Annotated in this window: 14 protein-coding genes; 5 read left to right on the forward strand and 9 right to left on the reverse strand. The window is 71.3% G+C overall.

Annotation, left to right across the window (positions count from 1 at the left end):
• Positions 1-22: 22 nt before the first annotated feature.
• Both ACWFRJ_RS12720 and ACWFRJ_RS12725 read right to left on the reverse strand, forming a co-directional pair.
• The gene (locus ACWFRJ_RS12720; RefSeq protein ID WP_453529609.1) at positions 23-1,504 is read right to left on the reverse strand and encodes an AlkA N-terminal domain-containing protein; all 1,482 of its coding nucleotides are present in this window, start codon (positions 1,502-1,504) and stop codon (positions 23-25) included.
• A gap of 172 nt (positions 1,505-1,676) precedes the next feature.
• Entirely contained in the window at positions 1,677-3,086 is a 1,410-nt protein-coding gene (locus ACWFRJ_RS12725) for a phytoene desaturase family protein (RefSeq protein WP_453528162.1), read from the reverse strand.
• 98 nt (positions 3,087-3,184) lie between these two features.
• Between ACWFRJ_RS12725 and ACWFRJ_RS12730 the strand changes: the two genes are divergently transcribed.
• Positions 3,185-3,784: a hypothetical protein gene (locus ACWFRJ_RS12730; protein ID WP_453528164.1), complete on the forward strand. Its 600-nt coding sequence runs from the start codon at positions 3,185-3,187 to the stop codon at positions 3,782-3,784.
• Here ACWFRJ_RS12730 and ACWFRJ_RS12735 read toward each other — a convergent pair.
• On the reverse strand, positions 3,720-4,550 hold the full coding sequence (locus ACWFRJ_RS12735) for an inositol monophosphatase family protein (protein ID WP_453528167.1): 831 nt from the start codon (positions 4,548-4,550) through the stop codon (positions 3,720-3,722). The two genes, ACWFRJ_RS12730 and ACWFRJ_RS12735, sit on opposite strands and share 65 nt — an antisense overlap.
• A 231-nt stretch (positions 4,551-4,781) precedes the next feature.
• Between ACWFRJ_RS12735 and ACWFRJ_RS12740 the strand changes: the two genes are divergently transcribed.
• Positions 4,782-5,876: a baeRF3 domain-containing protein gene (locus tag ACWFRJ_RS12740; RefSeq protein ID WP_453528169.1), complete on the forward strand. Its 1,095-nt coding sequence runs from the start codon at positions 4,782-4,784 to the stop codon at positions 5,874-5,876.
• Between the two features lie 58 nt (positions 5,877-5,934).
• Complete coding sequence (locus tag ACWFRJ_RS12745; protein WP_453528172.1) at positions 5,935-6,567, forward strand: hypothetical protein; 633 nt, start codon at positions 5,935-5,937, stop codon at positions 6,565-6,567.
• Positions 6,568-6,590: 23 nt separating this feature from the next.
• Here the strand turns inward: ACWFRJ_RS12745 and ACWFRJ_RS12750 are convergent, their stop codons facing one another.
• Both ACWFRJ_RS12750 and ACWFRJ_RS12755 read right to left on the reverse strand, forming a co-directional pair.
• Positions 6,591-7,883, reverse strand: a complete 1,293-nt coding sequence (locus ACWFRJ_RS12750) for an arginine deiminase (protein WP_453528175.1) — start codon at positions 7,881-7,883, stop codon at positions 6,591-6,593.
• A 52-nt stretch (positions 7,884-7,935) separates the two neighbouring features.
• On the reverse strand, positions 7,936-9,405 hold the full coding sequence (locus tag ACWFRJ_RS12755; protein WP_453528178.1) for a basic amino acid/polyamine antiporter: 1,470 nt from the start codon (positions 9,403-9,405) through the stop codon (positions 7,936-7,938).
• Between the two features lie 185 nt (positions 9,406-9,590).
• On the opposite strand from ACWFRJ_RS12755, the gene ACWFRJ_RS12760 reads away from it, so the two are divergent.
• The gene (locus ACWFRJ_RS12760) at positions 9,591-10,646 is read left to right on the forward strand and encodes a lipoyl protein ligase domain-containing protein (RefSeq protein ID WP_453528180.1); all 1,056 of its coding nucleotides are present in this window, start codon (positions 9,591-9,593) and stop codon (positions 10,644-10,646) included.
• Here the strand turns inward: ACWFRJ_RS12760 and ACWFRJ_RS12765 are convergent.
• The 3 genes from ACWFRJ_RS12765 to ACWFRJ_RS12775 are packed head-to-tail and all read right to left on the reverse strand — an operon-like array spanning position 10,612 to position 13,298.
• Positions 10,612-11,361 (reverse strand): DUF4232 domain-containing protein, encoded by a 750-nt coding sequence (locus ACWFRJ_RS12765; protein WP_453528183.1) that lies wholly within the window; start codon positions 11,359-11,361, stop codon positions 10,612-10,614. The genes ACWFRJ_RS12760 and ACWFRJ_RS12765 overlap by 35 nt on opposite strands.
• 54 nt (positions 11,362-11,415) lie before the next feature.
• Positions 11,416-12,108, reverse strand: coding sequence for a response regulator (locus ACWFRJ_RS12770; protein ID WP_453528186.1), 693 nt, complete (start codon positions 12,106-12,108; stop codon positions 11,416-11,418).
• Entirely contained in the window at positions 12,105-13,298 is a 1,194-nt protein-coding gene (locus tag ACWFRJ_RS12775) for a sensor histidine kinase (RefSeq protein ID WP_453528189.1), read from the reverse strand. Before ACWFRJ_RS12775 ends, ACWFRJ_RS12770 begins: the two co-directional genes overlap by 4 nt.
• Before the next feature lie 252 nt (positions 13,299-13,550).
• Between ACWFRJ_RS12775 and ACWFRJ_RS12780 the strand changes: the two genes are divergently transcribed.
• Complete coding sequence (locus ACWFRJ_RS12780) at positions 13,551-14,588, forward strand: carboxymuconolactone decarboxylase family protein (RefSeq protein ID WP_453528192.1); 1,038 nt, start codon at positions 13,551-13,553, stop codon at positions 14,586-14,588.
• Between the two features lie 101 nt (positions 14,589-14,689).
• Here ACWFRJ_RS12780 and tatA read toward each other — a convergent pair whose 3' ends face one another.
• Positions 14,690-14,923, reverse strand: coding sequence for a Sec-independent protein translocase subunit TatA (tatA, locus tag ACWFRJ_RS12785; RefSeq protein WP_453528195.1), 234 nt, complete (start codon positions 14,921-14,923; stop codon positions 14,690-14,692).
• Positions 14,924-14,967: the final 44 nt, after the last annotated feature.

Genomic DNA, 14,967 nt, shown 5'->3' on the forward strand with positions numbered 1-14,967 from the left:
GTCCTCTTTCGCTGGAACTCTCTTATGCCGGGATGCTGTTGATGGGATGGTCGTCGATCGCCCACAAGTACTGGACCGCGTACGCCCGCCAGGGGCGCCAGGCCGCGGCCCGTGCGGTCAGCGCCGCCGGGGTGTGCGGGAGCCCGAGTTCCTGTGCCGCGCGGCGGATCCCCAGGTCGGTGGGGAGGAAGGCGTCGGGGTCGCCGAGTGCCCGCATCGCGATGACGTCGACCGTCCAGGGGCCGAAACCGGGCAGTTCGGTGAGCCGTGCGCGGGCCTCCTCCCAGCCGCTCTCCACACCTAGGCGGAGTGTTCCGTCGGCGAGGTGGCGTACGAGCGTGGTCAGGGTGGTGCGGCGGCTGCGCGGCAGGGCGAGTGCCTCCGGGTCGAGCGCGGCGAGGGCTTCCGGTGCCGGGAAGAGGTGGGTGAGGCCGCCATCGGGGTCTTCGACAGGATCACCGTGCGCGGCGACCAGGCGTGCGGCGTGGGTGCGGGCCGCGGCTGTGGAGACCTGCTGGCCGAGTACCGCGCGTACGGCGAACTCCGCCTCGTCGACGGTGCGCGGCACGCGACGGCCGGGCGCTTTGGCCACGAGGGGTGCGAGCAGCGGGTCGGCGCTCAGCTGGGCGTCCACCGCGACCGGGTCCGCGTCCAGATCGAGCATGCGGCGGCAGCGGCTGATGGCGATCGTGAGGTCGCGCATGTCGGTGAGGCTGAGGCGGCAGGCGATGTGGTCAGGGGTGGGGGTGAGGGCGACGACTCCGTGGCCGTACGGGAGACGGAGCGTGCGGCGGTACGCGCCGTCGCGCCACTCCTCGACTCCGGGTACGGCGGTGGCGATGAGGTGGCCGAAGAGGTTGTCGGGGTTGAGCGGGGCGCGGAAGGGGAGGCGGAGCGAGAGGACGCCGGGGGTGGCGGGGGCGGCCGTTCTCCTCGTGCTCTTCGGGGCGCGCTCCCGCAGTTCGCCGGGGGCCAGGGCGAAGACTTCGCGGACCGTGTCGTTGAAGGTGCGGATCGAGGAGAAACCCGCGGCGAAGGCGATCTCCGCCATGGGCAGGGTGGTCGTCTCGATGAGCAGCCGGGCGGTCTGGGCGCGCTGGGCCCTGGCCAGGGCGAGGGGTCCCGCGCCGAGTTCCGCGAGGAGCTGGCGTTCCACCTGGCGGGTGCTGTAGCCGAGGCGGGTGGCGAGGCCGGGGACTCCGTCGCGGTCCACCACGCCGTCCGCGATGAGGCGCATCGCGCGGGCCACGAGGTCGGCGCGCTGATTCCACTCGGGCGAGCCAGGGCTGCTGTCGGGGCGGCATCGCTTGCAGGCCCGGAACCCTTCCTGCTGGCAGGCCGCCGCGCTCGGATAGAAGCTCATGTTCTCGGGCTTCGGAGGGACGACCGGGCAGCTGGGGCGGCAGTAGATGCGGGTGGTCAGAACCGCGGTGTAGAACCACCCGTCGAACCGGGCGTCCTTCGACTGCACGGCACGTACGCAGCGCTCGGCGTCGGCATGCATCGAGGGGGGCGGCGTGGTGGTGGCCGCGGCGTGCGGGTCGGTGGACATGCCTCAAGGATCGTCCACGCAGGGTGGCGATGGCTGGCGGGAATCCGACATGGGCGTTGGCGCGGGGCGCCGGTCCCGAGCCCGGAACGACGCACCGGATCCCGGAAGGACGCACCCGTACCCGTCAGGACGCGCGGAACCTGCGCCAGACCGCCTTCGCGGCGTTGTGCCCCGACATCCCGTGCACACCGGGCCCAGGCGGCGTGGCGGACGAGCAGATGAACACGGCCGGGTGCGCGGTGCCGTACGGGAAGAGGGAGAGCTTGGGGCGGAGCAGCAGCTGGATACCGCTCGCGGCGCCGCAGGCGATGTCACCGCCGACGTAATTCGCGTTGCGCGTGGCCAGCGCGGCGGGCCCCGCGGTGGCGCGGGCGAGGACGCGGTCGCGGAACCCGGGGGCGAAACGCTCCAGCTGCCGCTCGATCGCGTCGGTGAGATCCCCGTCCCAGCCGTTCGGCACATGCCCGTACGCCCAGAAGACCTGCTTGCCCGCGGGCGCGCGGGAGGGATCGACGACGCTGGGCTGCACGGTGATCAGGAACGGCGGGTCGGGCGCGCGGTTCTCGCGCGAGGCGGCGCGCAGCGCGGCGCCGATCTCCCCGCTGTCGGCCCCGACCTGCACGGTCCCCGCGACCTGGGCCTCTTTCGCCGTCCAGGGGACGGGCCCGTCCAGGGCGTAATCGACCTTGAAGACGCTCGCGCCGTACCGATAGTTCTCATAGCTCCGCCCCAGACCCGCGATCCGGGCGAGGGCGGTGGGTGACGTGTCGAAGATGTACGCGCGCGCGGGCGGCAGATCGTCGAGCCGCTTGACCTCGTAGTCCGTGTGGACCGCGCCGCCGAGGTCCTTCAGATACGCGGTGAGCGCGTCCGAGATCGACTGTGAGCCGCCCCGGGCGACCGGCCAGCCGCGGGCGTGCGCTGCCAGCGCGAAGACCATGCCGACCGCGCCGGTGGCGACTCCGCCGAGCGGGGCGATGACGTGGGCGACGAGTCCGGCGAACAGGGCGCGGGCCCGGTCGTCGCGGAAGCGCCGCATCAGCCAGGTGGAGGGCGGCAGGCCCGCGAGGCCGAAGCGCGCGAGGGTCACGGGGTCGCGCGGCAGGGCGGTCGAAGGCAGCGCCATGAAGTCCTGGAGGAGGGTGTCCCACTTGTCGACGAAGGGCTCGATGAGGCGTCGGTACGCCCCCGCGTCACGCGGCCCGAACGAGGCGGCGGTCTCGGCGACGGACCGGGAGAGCACGGCGGCGCTTCCGTCCAAGAAGGGGTGCGCCATGGGCAGCTGCGGCTGGAGCCACTCGAGGCCGTACCGGTCGAGGGGCATGGTGCGGAACACGGGCGAGTTGATGCCGAGGGGGTGTGCGGCGGAACAGGGGTCGTGCCGGAACCCGGGAAGTGTCAGCTCCTCGGTCCGCGCACCGCCGCCGACGGTGTCCTTGGCCTCGAACACGGCCACCGAGAATCCGCGGCGGGCCAGCTCGACGGCAGCGGTGAGACCGTTCGGTCCCGCCCCCACGATGACGGCATCAAGCATCGACGGCACCTTCGGACTCCTTTGTCAGCCGATGGCCTCTGCCGCCCAGGATAGGCCGGACCACCGACAGCGCCGTGGGCGCGGGTAGCCTCTGACGGGTGACGTACTGGTTTCGCCAGGCTGACGCGGGTTCCGAGGACTGGTTCGAGACGGGGGACGACGCGATCGCCGTACGTCAGGCGTCCTTCCGCGGCCCGGACGGTTCTGCTTCCGTGGCGGCCTCGCGCTCCGAACTGGCCTGGGTTCTCGACAAGTTCGAGCCGCTGGGGGCGCGGCTGTACGAGGCGAGGTACGGCGTACTTGCGAACGGACCCGTCAGCGGCGGGGAGCCTGTCTCCGAGGTGGATTTCGAGGCCGCGTGGCAGTGTGCCCGCCACAGTCGGAACGTCTCGGCACCGGAAACGGGTGGCCCGCTCCCTCGAGGCACCCGCCTGACCGGCACGGTCAGCGTCCTGCCGTGGGGCCCGGGGACGGTCGGGCTCTTCGTCGACCTGGGGCTGCCGCTCACCGGTTTCGTGGACATGGTGCGGCTCCCGCTCGACCCCGAGGACTGGCCGGACGTCGGCACCGTCACCGAGTTCGAGGTCACCGCCGTGGCATTCCACCTCGAGCCGCCGCGCAGTGCCCCGCAGATCAGGCTGCGGCCGACAGCAACCCCACCACCCGGTCGACCGTGGCGGCGTCCCGGCCGGCCGTGAACGGCAGCGCGTTCCCGCCCTCTATACGGAAGGGCTCCCCGGCGGCGGTCAGATTGCAGCCCCCGGCCTCGGCGACGAGGAGCAGCCCCGCCGCGTGGTCCCAGGCGAGCTCCCAGGAGAACGCGACCGCGTCCAACTCACCGCGGGCGATGGCCAGATACTCAAGGCCTGCCGAACCGCAGGGCCGGGGCGCGACGCCCTCCACGCGCAGGCCGAGCAGCGCGTGCTTCTGCTCCGGCGTGGTGAAGTCCGGGTGTGAGGTCGCCACTTCGATGGCCTCCCCCGGTGAACCGGCCACGAGGCGCTCCCCGTCGAGCCAGGCGCCCTTGCCGCGCACCGCGACGGCCATCTCGTCGAGCGCAGGGGCGTACGTCCAGGAGGCGAGCACCTCTCCGCGCCACGCCAGCGCGATCAGCATGCAGAATCCGGGGTCGCCGTGCACGAACTGCCGTGTGCCGTCGACCGGGTCGACTATCCACACCGGCGCGTCGGCGCCTATCGCCTCGTAGATCGAGGGGTCCGCGTGCACCGCTTCTTCTCCCACGACGACGGAGCCGGGGAGCAGGGTGATGAGGGCTGCCGTCAGGTGCTCCTCGGCGAGCCGGTCGGCGACGGTCACCAGGTCGTGCGGTCCGCTCTTCTGGACGACGTCGTCGTCGGCGAGCTGCCGGAACCGCGGCATGACCTCGGCTGCGGCGGCCTTGCGGAGTGCTTCTTCGACATCGGGAACGCCACGTACAAGAAAGTCTTCGATCTCTTCGATCATGTCTCCATGAGAGCACGCCGGACTGACAATCCGTACGGCTCCGCTGTACGGCGGCTGGATACGAGATGAATCCCCCGTGAACCGGCCCCGGGGTCCGGGCCCGGGGGCGCTGAAGTGACCACCTCCGGGCGATATGCCCCGATCATGGAACCGGCATAGGGTGCATCTCATGGCGTAACGACCTCTCCTGAGGTCCCTCATCCGCCGCCCCGCCCCGAAAGGGTGACGTCCATGCACCCCTCCCTCAACCCGGCCACGCTGGCCGGGCTGCGTCAGCCGCGCCCCTACCCCGCCGTCACGGTCCTGCTGCCCACCCACCGCAGGGAGCCGGACAACGCCCAGGATCCGGTGCGGCTCCGCAACCTCGTCGCCGAGGCCAAGGAGCGGCTGAAGTCCGACCCCGCCGTGGCCAGGGAGCAGCGGACCGAGGTGGCCGCGCAGCTCGACAAGGCGGTGGCGGAGATCGACCTCGTGCACGCCGAGGACGGGCTCGCCGTCTTCGCCGCTCCCGGGGAGCACCAGGTGTGGTCGCTTGCCAGGACGGTGCCGTCGAGGGTGGTGCTCTCGGACACCTTCCTGACGCGCAACGTCGTCGCGGCCCAGGCCGCCGAGCGCCCTTACTGGGTCCTCGCCGTCTCGGCCGACCGCGTCACGCTGTGGAGCGGCACCCCCGAGCGGGTCACCCAGCACAAGACGGACGGGTTCCCGCTGACCCGGAGCCTCGACGACCCGGACGCCGAGCGCAAGGAGCGGATCGGCGACCTGCCGAGCACCTTCCGCGACGAGCAGACCCGCAAGTTCCTGCGCGAGGCGGACTCAGCAGCGGCCGGGGTGCTCCGCGCCCATCCGCGTCCCCTGTTCGTGGCCGGGGAGGCCGCGGCGCTCTCCCTCCTCGACGACGCCGGGACGGTCACCAAGGGAGCCACGCGGGTGCCGCACGGCGGCCTGGCTCATGGCCCGGCGCAAGCGGTGTGGCAGACGGTACGCCCCTTCCTCGTGGCCCAGGACAAGGCCGAACTCGGCTCCACGCTGCATGAGCTGGAAGCGGCGCAGGGCCGGCACCAGTACGCCGCGGGCCTCGACGAGGTCTGGCAGAACGTGACGACGGACCGGGTCCGCCTCCTCGCCGTGGAGGACACCTACCAGGCGACCGTGCGCGACGACGGCGGACATCTGGTGCCCGCGGAGTCCGACGACCTCGACGCGGTGGACGACGTGGTCGACGACATCGTCGAGCGGGCCCTGGACACCGGCGCCGAGGTCCGTTTCGTACCCGAAGGCACGCTCGCCGACCGGGGCCGGATCGCCTGCGCCCTGCGGTACTGAAGCCGACCCCGGCAGTCCGCAGGGACAACCAACAGCAACAGGGAAAGGAGCGCACCGGATGTCTCCCATGTCGCGCCGCGGGCCCGTGGTGTCCGCCGCCCTCACGCTCGCCGCCACGGTGACGGCCGCCGCCGCCCTCGTCTCGTGCAGCACCGACAGCGACGCCCCCTCGGCCGAGGGCAGCCGGAAGGTCAGCGAGCGGCCGACCGCCCCCGACTCGTCGTCGTTCTCGCAGAAGACCGCGTCGCCGATGGAGTCGAAGGCCTCCGAGGCCGCCGAGTCGGCCCGCGCCTCGGCATCCGAGGCACAGGCCTCCGCGTCGGAGCGCGCGGACGAGTTCGAGGCGTCCGTGTCGGCCGATACGGAGCGCGCCAACCAGGCCGCGAAGAACGCGCTGAAGGACGTCGACGGGCGGGGCAACGCGATGTCCGACGTCTCCATGACGGGCAAGCCGCGCTCCGACACCGGCGGTGTGCTCGCCTCCGTGGTGACCTTCACCAACAGGACCGACAAGACGGCGGACTTCGCCGTACAGGTCGACTTCCGGGACTCCTCCGGCAAGACCGTGGAGACCCGCTACGTGGGCACGGAGAACCTCGAACCGGGCAAGCGGGCCCAGCGGTACGCCATCAGCCACGAGCCCCCGGAGCCGAAGCTCTCCGCGAAGCTGGTCAAGGCCCAGCGGTACTGAGCGACATCACGCGCCCACGCACCTCAGAAGTCGACGGCGTCGCGGATGAGCGGGCACGTCATGCAGTGCCCGCCGCCGCGACCGCGGCCGAGTTCGGCGCCGACGATGGTGATGACCTCGACCCCCGCCTTGCGCAGCAGGGTGTTGGTCTGGGTGTTGCGGTCGTAGGTGAAGACCACGCCGGGCTCCAGGGCGACGGCGTTGTTGCCGCTGTCCCACTGCTGCCGCTCGGAGGCGTAGACGTCCCCGCCCGTCTCGATCACGCGCAGCTCGGGAAGACCGAGTGACCTTGCGACCACGTCGACGAACGCACGCGAGCCCTCGTCCGTGATCTCGACGCCCGCCGTCTTGTCGCCCGCTGCCTTGCCGCCCGTTGCCTTGCCGCCGGGCCGCAGCGTGAAGGTGTGCACGGCGTCCATGATCTTCGGGTAGAGCGTGACGATGTCGCGGTCGGCGAAGGTGAAGACGGTGTCGAGGTGCATCGCGGCCCGCAGCTTGGGCATGCCGGCGACGATGACCTGCTCGGCCGCGCCGTTCTCGAACAGCGCGGAGGCGACCTGGGTGACGGCCTGGCGCGAGGTGCGCTCGCTCATGCCCATCAGGACGACGCCGTTGCCGACGGGCATGATGTCGCCGCCCTCGAACGTCGCCTGGCCCCAGTCGAGTTCGGGGTCGCCCCACCACACCGTGGCGCCGGTGAAGTCGGGGTGGAACCGGTAGACGGCCTTCATCAGGAGCGTCTCGTCGTGCCGGGCCGGCCAGTACAGCGGGTTGAGCGTGACACCCCCGTACAGCCAGCACGTCGTGTCGCGGGTGTAGAGCGTGTTCGGCAGCGGCGGCATCAGGTATTCGCGTACGCCGGTGGATTCGCGTACGAGCGCGACGTAGCCGGAGCGGAACTCGTCCGGCAGATCCGCGGTAGCAAGGCCCCCGATGAGGTATTCGGCGAGCTGCCGGGGCTCCAGCGTCTCCAGGAAGGCGCGTGTGCCGTCGATGAGCCCGAGGCCGACCTCGTTCGCCGTGATCTTCCGGTCGAGGAGCCAGTCCTTCGCCCCGGGGACCGCCATGGTCTGGGCGAGCAGGTCGTGCAGCTCGACGACCTCGACGCCGCGCTGCTGCAGCTTGATGACGAAGTCCGCGTGGTCGCGCTGGGCGTTCTCCACCCACATGACGTCGTCGAAGAGCAGGTCGTCGGCGTTGGTGGGGGTCAGTCTGCGGTGCGCGAGTCCCGGCGAGCAGACAAGGACCTTGCGCAGCCTGCCGACCTCGGAGTGGACACCGAAGGTCGGTGCGGCGGGGGTGTCGAGGCTTGTCACGGTGCGCCTTTCGTCGGTCGGTGGCCACCAGGGGCCGGGGTGTCGGGGCCGGTCAGAGGTGGATCCAGCCCGCCGCGAGAGCGATCACGCCCACGACGGCGCCCGCGATCGAGACCCCGCAGATGACGGCCTCGCGCGGGGAGAACAGACGCCGGTTCTGTTCCCGCCGGGCCTTGATGAACAGAAGGGTCGCGGGGGCGTAGAGGATGAAGGAGACCAGGACGAACTTGAGCCCCGCGGCGTACAGCAGGAACGCCGTGTACAGCGTGGCGATCACCGCGATCACGAGCTCCCTGCGGGTGCTCTTCCCGGCTACCGCCACGTCCTGGCCCTGGCGGCCGGACCCGAGGGCGATCTTGACGGCGAAACCGGCGGCGAGCAGGAACGGGATGAGGCTCAGCGCGCTGGTCAGGTCGAGCGCGAAGTTGAACGCGTCGTCGGAGAACATCGTGACGATCAGGACGACCTGGCTCAGCGCGGTGGTCATGAGGAGCGCGGGGACCGGCACGTCCTCGGAGGTGGCCTTCCGCAGGAAGCGGGGCATGTCGTCGTCCTTCGCGGCGACGAAGAGCACCTCGGCGGCCATCAGCGTCCAGGCGAGGTAGGCGCCGAGCACGGAGACGATGAGTCCGACGCTGACGAAGACCTTGCCCCAGGTGCCGACGGCCTCTTCCAGGACGCCCGCCATGGAGGGCTGGCGCAGCTCGGCGATCTCGGCCATCGGCATGATCCCGTAACTGACGATGGTGACCGAGGCGAAGACGGCGAAGACGCTGAGGAAGCCCAGGATCGTGGCCCTGCCCACGTCCTCGCGGCGCTTGGCGTGCCGGGAGTAGACGCTCGCGCCCTCGACGCCGAGGAAGACGAAGACGGTGGCCAGCATGGTGCCGCGCACCTGGTTGAAGAGCGATCCCGCGTAGTCGGCGCCGCCGAAGTTGTCCGCGAACACGGACGGCTTGAAGAAGAACAGGGCCAGGATCACGAAGACGAGGATGGGCACGATCTTGGCGACGGTCACGATCCGGTTGATCGCCGCCGCCTCCTTGACCCCACGGCGGATCAGCAGGAAGAAGGCCCACAGGCCGAACGAGGAGAGGACGACGGCGATGAGGGTGTCGCCGTCGCCGAGGCTCGGCCAGATGGCGCCGATCGTCGACATGATGAGCACCCAGTAGGTGACGTTGCCGACGCAGGCGCTGGCCCAGTACCCGAAGGCGGAGAAGAAGCCGAGGTACTCGCCGAACCCTGCCTTGGCGTAGGCGTAGACACCGGCGTCGAGATCGGGTCTGCGGACGGCGAGGGTCTGGAAGACGAACGCGAGCATCAGCATGCCCGTACCGGCGACGGCCCAGGCGATCAACGCGCCCGCGACCCCGGTCTCCTGCGCGAACCGGCGTGGCAGCGAGAACACTCCCGCGCCGACCATCGAGCCGACGACCATCATCGTCAGGGTCGTGAGCGTCAGTTTGACGGCCGGTGACGCTCCGGCGTTGGTCTGATCGGTCGTCTCGGCGTGGCTCATGGATTCCCGTCAGCTCCCGTCGGGGCGGAAGCCGAGGGACGACTGGCCACCCTGTGCGGGAATCTATCCCTAGTGGGTCGAGTTGTCCTGATATGAAATCGCAGGCTGACGGTGTTCGCGATTCGGCAAGTTCATGATTCGGCATGTTCGCGATTCGGCAAGGCCCGGAGCCCGGAGGAAGCACAGTGCACGGTGAGTACAAGGTCCCCGGCGGCAAGCTCGTCGTCGTGGATCTGGAGGTCGAGGACGGCGTGCTGCGCCGTGTGCGGGTGGCGGGGGACTTCTTCCTCGAACCTGACGAGGCGTTCGACGCCCTGAGCCACGCGCTGGAAGGCGCCCCCGCCGACACCGACGCGGCGGGCCTCGCCGCTCGCATCGACGCGGCGCTCCCGGAGGGCTCCGTCCTTTACGGGCTCACGTCGGAGGGTGTGGGCGTGGCGGTGCGCCGCGCCCTCGCGCACGCCACCGACTGGACCGACTACGACTGGCAGCTGATCCACGAGGCCCCGCAGTCCCCCGCCCTGCTCATGGCCCTGGACGAGGTGCTCACCGAGGAGGTAGCCGCCGGACGCCGCCCGCCCACGCTGCGCGTGTGGGAGTGGGAGTCCCCCGCGGTCGTCATCGGCAGCTTCCAGTCGCTGCGCAATGAAGTGGACCAGGAGGGTGTCGAGCGGCACGGCGTGCAGGTGGTGCGCCGGATCAGTGGCGGCGGCGCCATGTTCTGCGAGCCGGGCAACGCCATCACGTACTCGCTCTCGGTCCCTGACTCCCTCGTACAGGGCCTGTCCTTCGCCGACAGCTACGCCTATCTGGACGACTGGGTGCTCGAAGCCCTGGGCGACATGGGCATCAAGGCCTGGTACCAACCGCTCAACGACATCGCCACCGATGCCGGGAAGGTCGCGGGCGCCGCCCAGAAGAGGGTCGCGGGCGGGCACGGCGCGGTGCTGCACCACGTGACGATGTCGTACGACATCGACGCGGACAAGATGGTCGAGGTGCTCCGCATCGGCCGCGAGAAGCTCTCGGACAAGGGCACGAGGAGCGCGAAGAAGCGCGTGGACCCGCTGCGCCGCCAGACGGGGCTGCCCCGCGAGGCCGTGATCGAGCGGATGCTCGACTCCTTCCGCACGCGGTACGGCCTGACGGCGGGCAAGGCCACGGAGGAGGAGATGGCGAGGGCACGGGAGCTCGCCCGGACGAAGTTCAGCTCGCCGGAGTGGACGGCACGGGTGCCGTAGGCCTGGACGGGTCAGCGTCGTCCGCAGGCTCTCTCTGCCAGGCGGTCGTGCCGATGCGGCCTGTGTTGCCGAGGTCGATGCGGCCCTCCGGGGTCACGGTCCCGGAGCGGGCCCCCGGCATCGGGGTGACCTTCACGTAGGTGCCGCTGACGGCCGTCGTGGTCGTGTCGGTGACGGTGTTGCGCCAGACGAGCACGGTGTAGGCCGCCTCGCCCTTCTTGAGCGAGACGCGGTGGTCAGGGCCGGGGTCGTCGTCTCTGGTCATGATGGGCGCGGTGCCTTCGAGGATCTGTACGTCGAGGGGCTCGCGGTGCTCGTCGAGTACCCGCAGCTTCGGGTAGCCCTTCAGGCGGTAGACGTCCTTGCCGCAGTTGGTGAGGGTCACGCTCATCGCGCGCAGCCCCATGGCGGCGCTGACGACGCCCGACTCGATGCGGACGCCGGAGGCGGGGCAGGAGGCCGAGGGCGCGACGGGTACCTCCGGCGGTCCCGTCTCGACGGGACTGCCGGTCGGCGTGTCCGGAAGAGCCGTCGTCGGGTCGGACCATCCGTCCCCCGCGTCGGACCGGTCGCTCTCGGCAGGCGCCGTACGTCCAGGATCCCTCTCCCGCTCCAGCTCCTCCGAAAGCCCACATCCGGAGGCGAGCAGGACCACGGCCGAGAGGGCGGCTACGCGTCTGAGCCGGGCGACATGTCTGAACGGTATGACGGTCACGCGGAGATCATGCCATGGCCAAGGTTTCCCCTTTCCGGCCTGACGTTTCCGACCTCACGGAGTTGCGTTTCCGACCCCCTGCGGAGTTGCGTTGCGAGCGGCGACGAGCCCTGACTCGTAGGCGAAGACGACCAGTTGGGCCCGGTCACGCGCGCCGAGCTTCGTCATCGCCCGGCTCACATGCGTCTTCGCCGTGAACGGGCTGATCACCATGTGTGCGGCGATCTCCTCGTTCGTCAGCCCGCGCGCGGCCAGCGCGGTGACCTCCCGCTCGCGGCGGGTGAGATTCTCCAGGCCCGGCGCGGTGGCCCGGTCCGGGGGCCGCGAGACGAACTCACCGATCAGTCTGCTGGTCACCGAGGGCGAGAGGAGGGAGTCCCCGCGCGCAACGATCTCGATGCCGTGCAGCAGGTCGGCGGGCTCCGTGTCCTTGAGCAGAAACCCGCTGGCACCGGCACGCAGTGCGTCGAAGACGTACTCATCGAGGCCGTAGTTGGTGAGGATCACGACGCGTACGCCGTCGAGGCGGGGGTCGGCGGCGATCCGCCGCGTCGCCTCGATCCCGGTCATCACCGGCATCTGTACGTCTATGAGCGCCACGTCCGGCACGCACTCCCGCACGAGAGCGACCCCGCGCTCCCCGTCGGCGGCCTCCCCGACCACCTCGATACCGTCCTCGGCCTCGAGCAGCGCACGGAACCCGGCCCGCATCAACGCCTGATCGTCGATGAGCGCCACCCGGATCACCGCCCCTCCCCCTGCCCGGCAGGCTGACGCGCTTCCCCCACGGGCGCCCCGGACATCAACTCGGCTTTCTCCAAAGGCAGTTCGGCCCACACCAGGAATCCCCCGTCGACCCGCGGCCCCGCCCGCAGCGTCCCGCCGAGGGAGGTGACGCGCTCCCGCATCCCCGTGAGCCCGATCCCCTCCACCGGTGGCCGCCCCGCGTCGGCGACCCCGTCGTCCTCCACCCGCACCCCCAGCACCCGCTCCCCGTAGTCGAGGCCGACCGTCACCTTGGCGGAGCCGCCCGCATGGCGTGCCGCGTTGGTGAGGCCCTCCTGCACGATCCGGTACGCGGCCCGCTCCAAGTCACCGGCCAGAGTCTGCTCCCGGCCCCGCACCGCCAGCTCCACGGCGAGCCCTGCCGCCCGCGCGCGCTCGACGAGCAGCGCGGGGCTCCCCGTCGGCTCGTCCGTGCGCAACACGGTCAGCGTGGACCGCAGTTCACGCATGGCCTCACCGCTCGCCTCCTGAATGGCGAGCAGCGCGGGCGGTATGTCCTCGCCCCGCTTGCGGGCGAGATGCACGGCGACACCCGCCTGGAGCTTGACTATCGAGATGCTGTGCGTCAGCGAGTCGTGCAGTTCGCGCGCGATCCGCAGCCGCTCCTCGCCCGCCCTGCGCAGCGCCGCCTCCTCGCGGGTCCGCTCGGCCTCCAGGGCCCGCTGCTCGGTCTGGCGCAGATACGCCTGCCAGTTCCTGTCCGCGAGGCCCGTGACCAGGGCGCACAGGAACCAGCCGGCCAGCAGCAGTGTTCGCTGCACGGCGTCGCCCGATGCCTCGCCGGCCTCCCCCGCCACCGCGAAGCCCACGAGGAACACCCCGGCGGCACCGGCGGCAACGCCTCGGTGGCCTGCGCGTGCGGCCGTGTGTGCGGCCGCCACCACCGGGATCGCCGCGACACTGCTCGAGCCCCCGTACAGCACCTCGCCGAGCAGGAACGCCGTGGTGACCGCGAGCACGGCGCGCGGCGCCTTCCGATGGGCGCAGAGAGCCAGCGAACCGGCCCCGATCAGGACGTAGTCGAAGAACCCCGCGCCGCCGTCCCCCAGGCCCGCCGCCACCCCGACGATCACGCCCACCACGACCGCGAGGACCGCGTCACCGACCCACGCCTGCCGCACCCGATTCCGCACCCGGTCGCGCACGTTCACCTGCCCCGCCGCTCTCCCCGCCCCATCCCCCGCCATCTCCGCCCCCGTGTCCCTCGCATCCCCCACATCGGCGCATCCCCCGCCGTGTTCAGAACCATAGAGGCCGCCACTGACAACCGCGTCACCCCAGCAGACTGCTCCCGCGCTACTCCCCACGTAGTAGAAACAGACCCGCACCACACCGGCGACGTACCTCCAACTGCCTTCCGCCGGACGACGACCCGAGGCACCCGGCGCCCGGACCATCGGGCCATGGCAACCTTCCGATACACCGATCCTGTCCTCCCGAAATCCGCGACCGGCAGGACCGCCGATGCCTATGCGCAGATGGCCGACGACTTCGGCATCGCGGAGCCCGCGCCGCTCGTCGCCCTCTCCCCGGCGCCCGAACTGTTCACCGCCACCTGGGCGTTGCTCCGCGAGTCACTGCTGGTCGGCGGCGACGGCGCCTTCGGCAGCGGCGGTACCACCCGCACCGGCCGGGAGCTGGTCGCCCTGGGCGTCTCGCTCGCCAACCGCTGCCCGTTCTGCGTGAGCGCGCACACGGTGATGCTGCACGCCACCGGCGACCACCGGGTCGCCGAGCGGGTGCTGCGCGGCGAGCAGCCCGAGGATCCGGACCAGGCGCGGCTGCTCGCCTGGGCCCGGGCCACCCGGACGCCGCAGGCACCCGAGCTCGTCCAGCCGCCGTTCCCCCGCGCGCATGCCCCGGCCCACATCGGCACCGCGCTCTCGTTCCACTTCATCAACCGCGTCGCGTCTTCCCTGATCACCGAGGACATGCTGCCGTGCAACGCACAGCGCTTCCGGGCGGTGCGCTCGCTCGGGGGACGCACGCTCCAGAAGGCGGTCCGCCGCACCGTCGCCCCCGGCGACGCGCTGTCCCTGCTCGACGATCCTCAGCCCGGTCCTGCCTGGGCCGCGGGCACGCCCATCGGTTCCGCGTACGCCGCACTCCGTGCCGCGGCGACGAGCGGCGCGGGCCTCCTCGACGAGGCCGACCAAACCCTGGTGCGGGCGACGTTGGCGGCATGGGACGGCGCGCATCCGCCGCTGTCCTGGGACGCCTTGCCCGACCGCGCGTCCCGCCCGGGGGCACGGCTCGCGCTGCTCGCCGCGCTCGCTCCGTACCGCATCACCGACGAGGACGTGGCGGCCTGGAAGAAGCCGCCGTTCAGCGACCACTGCCTCACGCACCTGATCGCGTACGGCGCGTTCGCGGCGGTCGACCGCATCGAGAGCGCCCTCGCGTCGCGCCACCCCGCCCCCCAGGCCAAGGAGGCGTCATGACCGCTGACGCAGTCGTCTTCGTCCTGTCGCTCCGTCGCGCACTGCGCGCTGGACGGTGACCGCGTCGACGCGGGCCTGCCCGGAGAAGACGTTCCGGCCGCTCAGCGCTCTCCCGGCTGCTCGGCCCTCTCCCCGGCCCGCTCGGCGCTCTCCCCGGCCCGCTCGACCTTCCCCCGCTCCCCGTCGTCCTTCATCGCCTTGGTCTCGCTCTTGAGGATCCGCAGGGACTTGCCCACCGCGCGGGCGGTGTCCGGCAGCTTCTTCGAGCCGAACAGCACGATGACCACGATCCCCACGATGAGCAGATGCCAGGGTTCCAGTCCGTTACGAATCATCGTCGTCCGCCCTTCGCCGTAGATGTCTCAGCCGCCGATCGGCT

Source organism: Streptomyces sp. NPDC055239, from assembly GCF_053606205.1.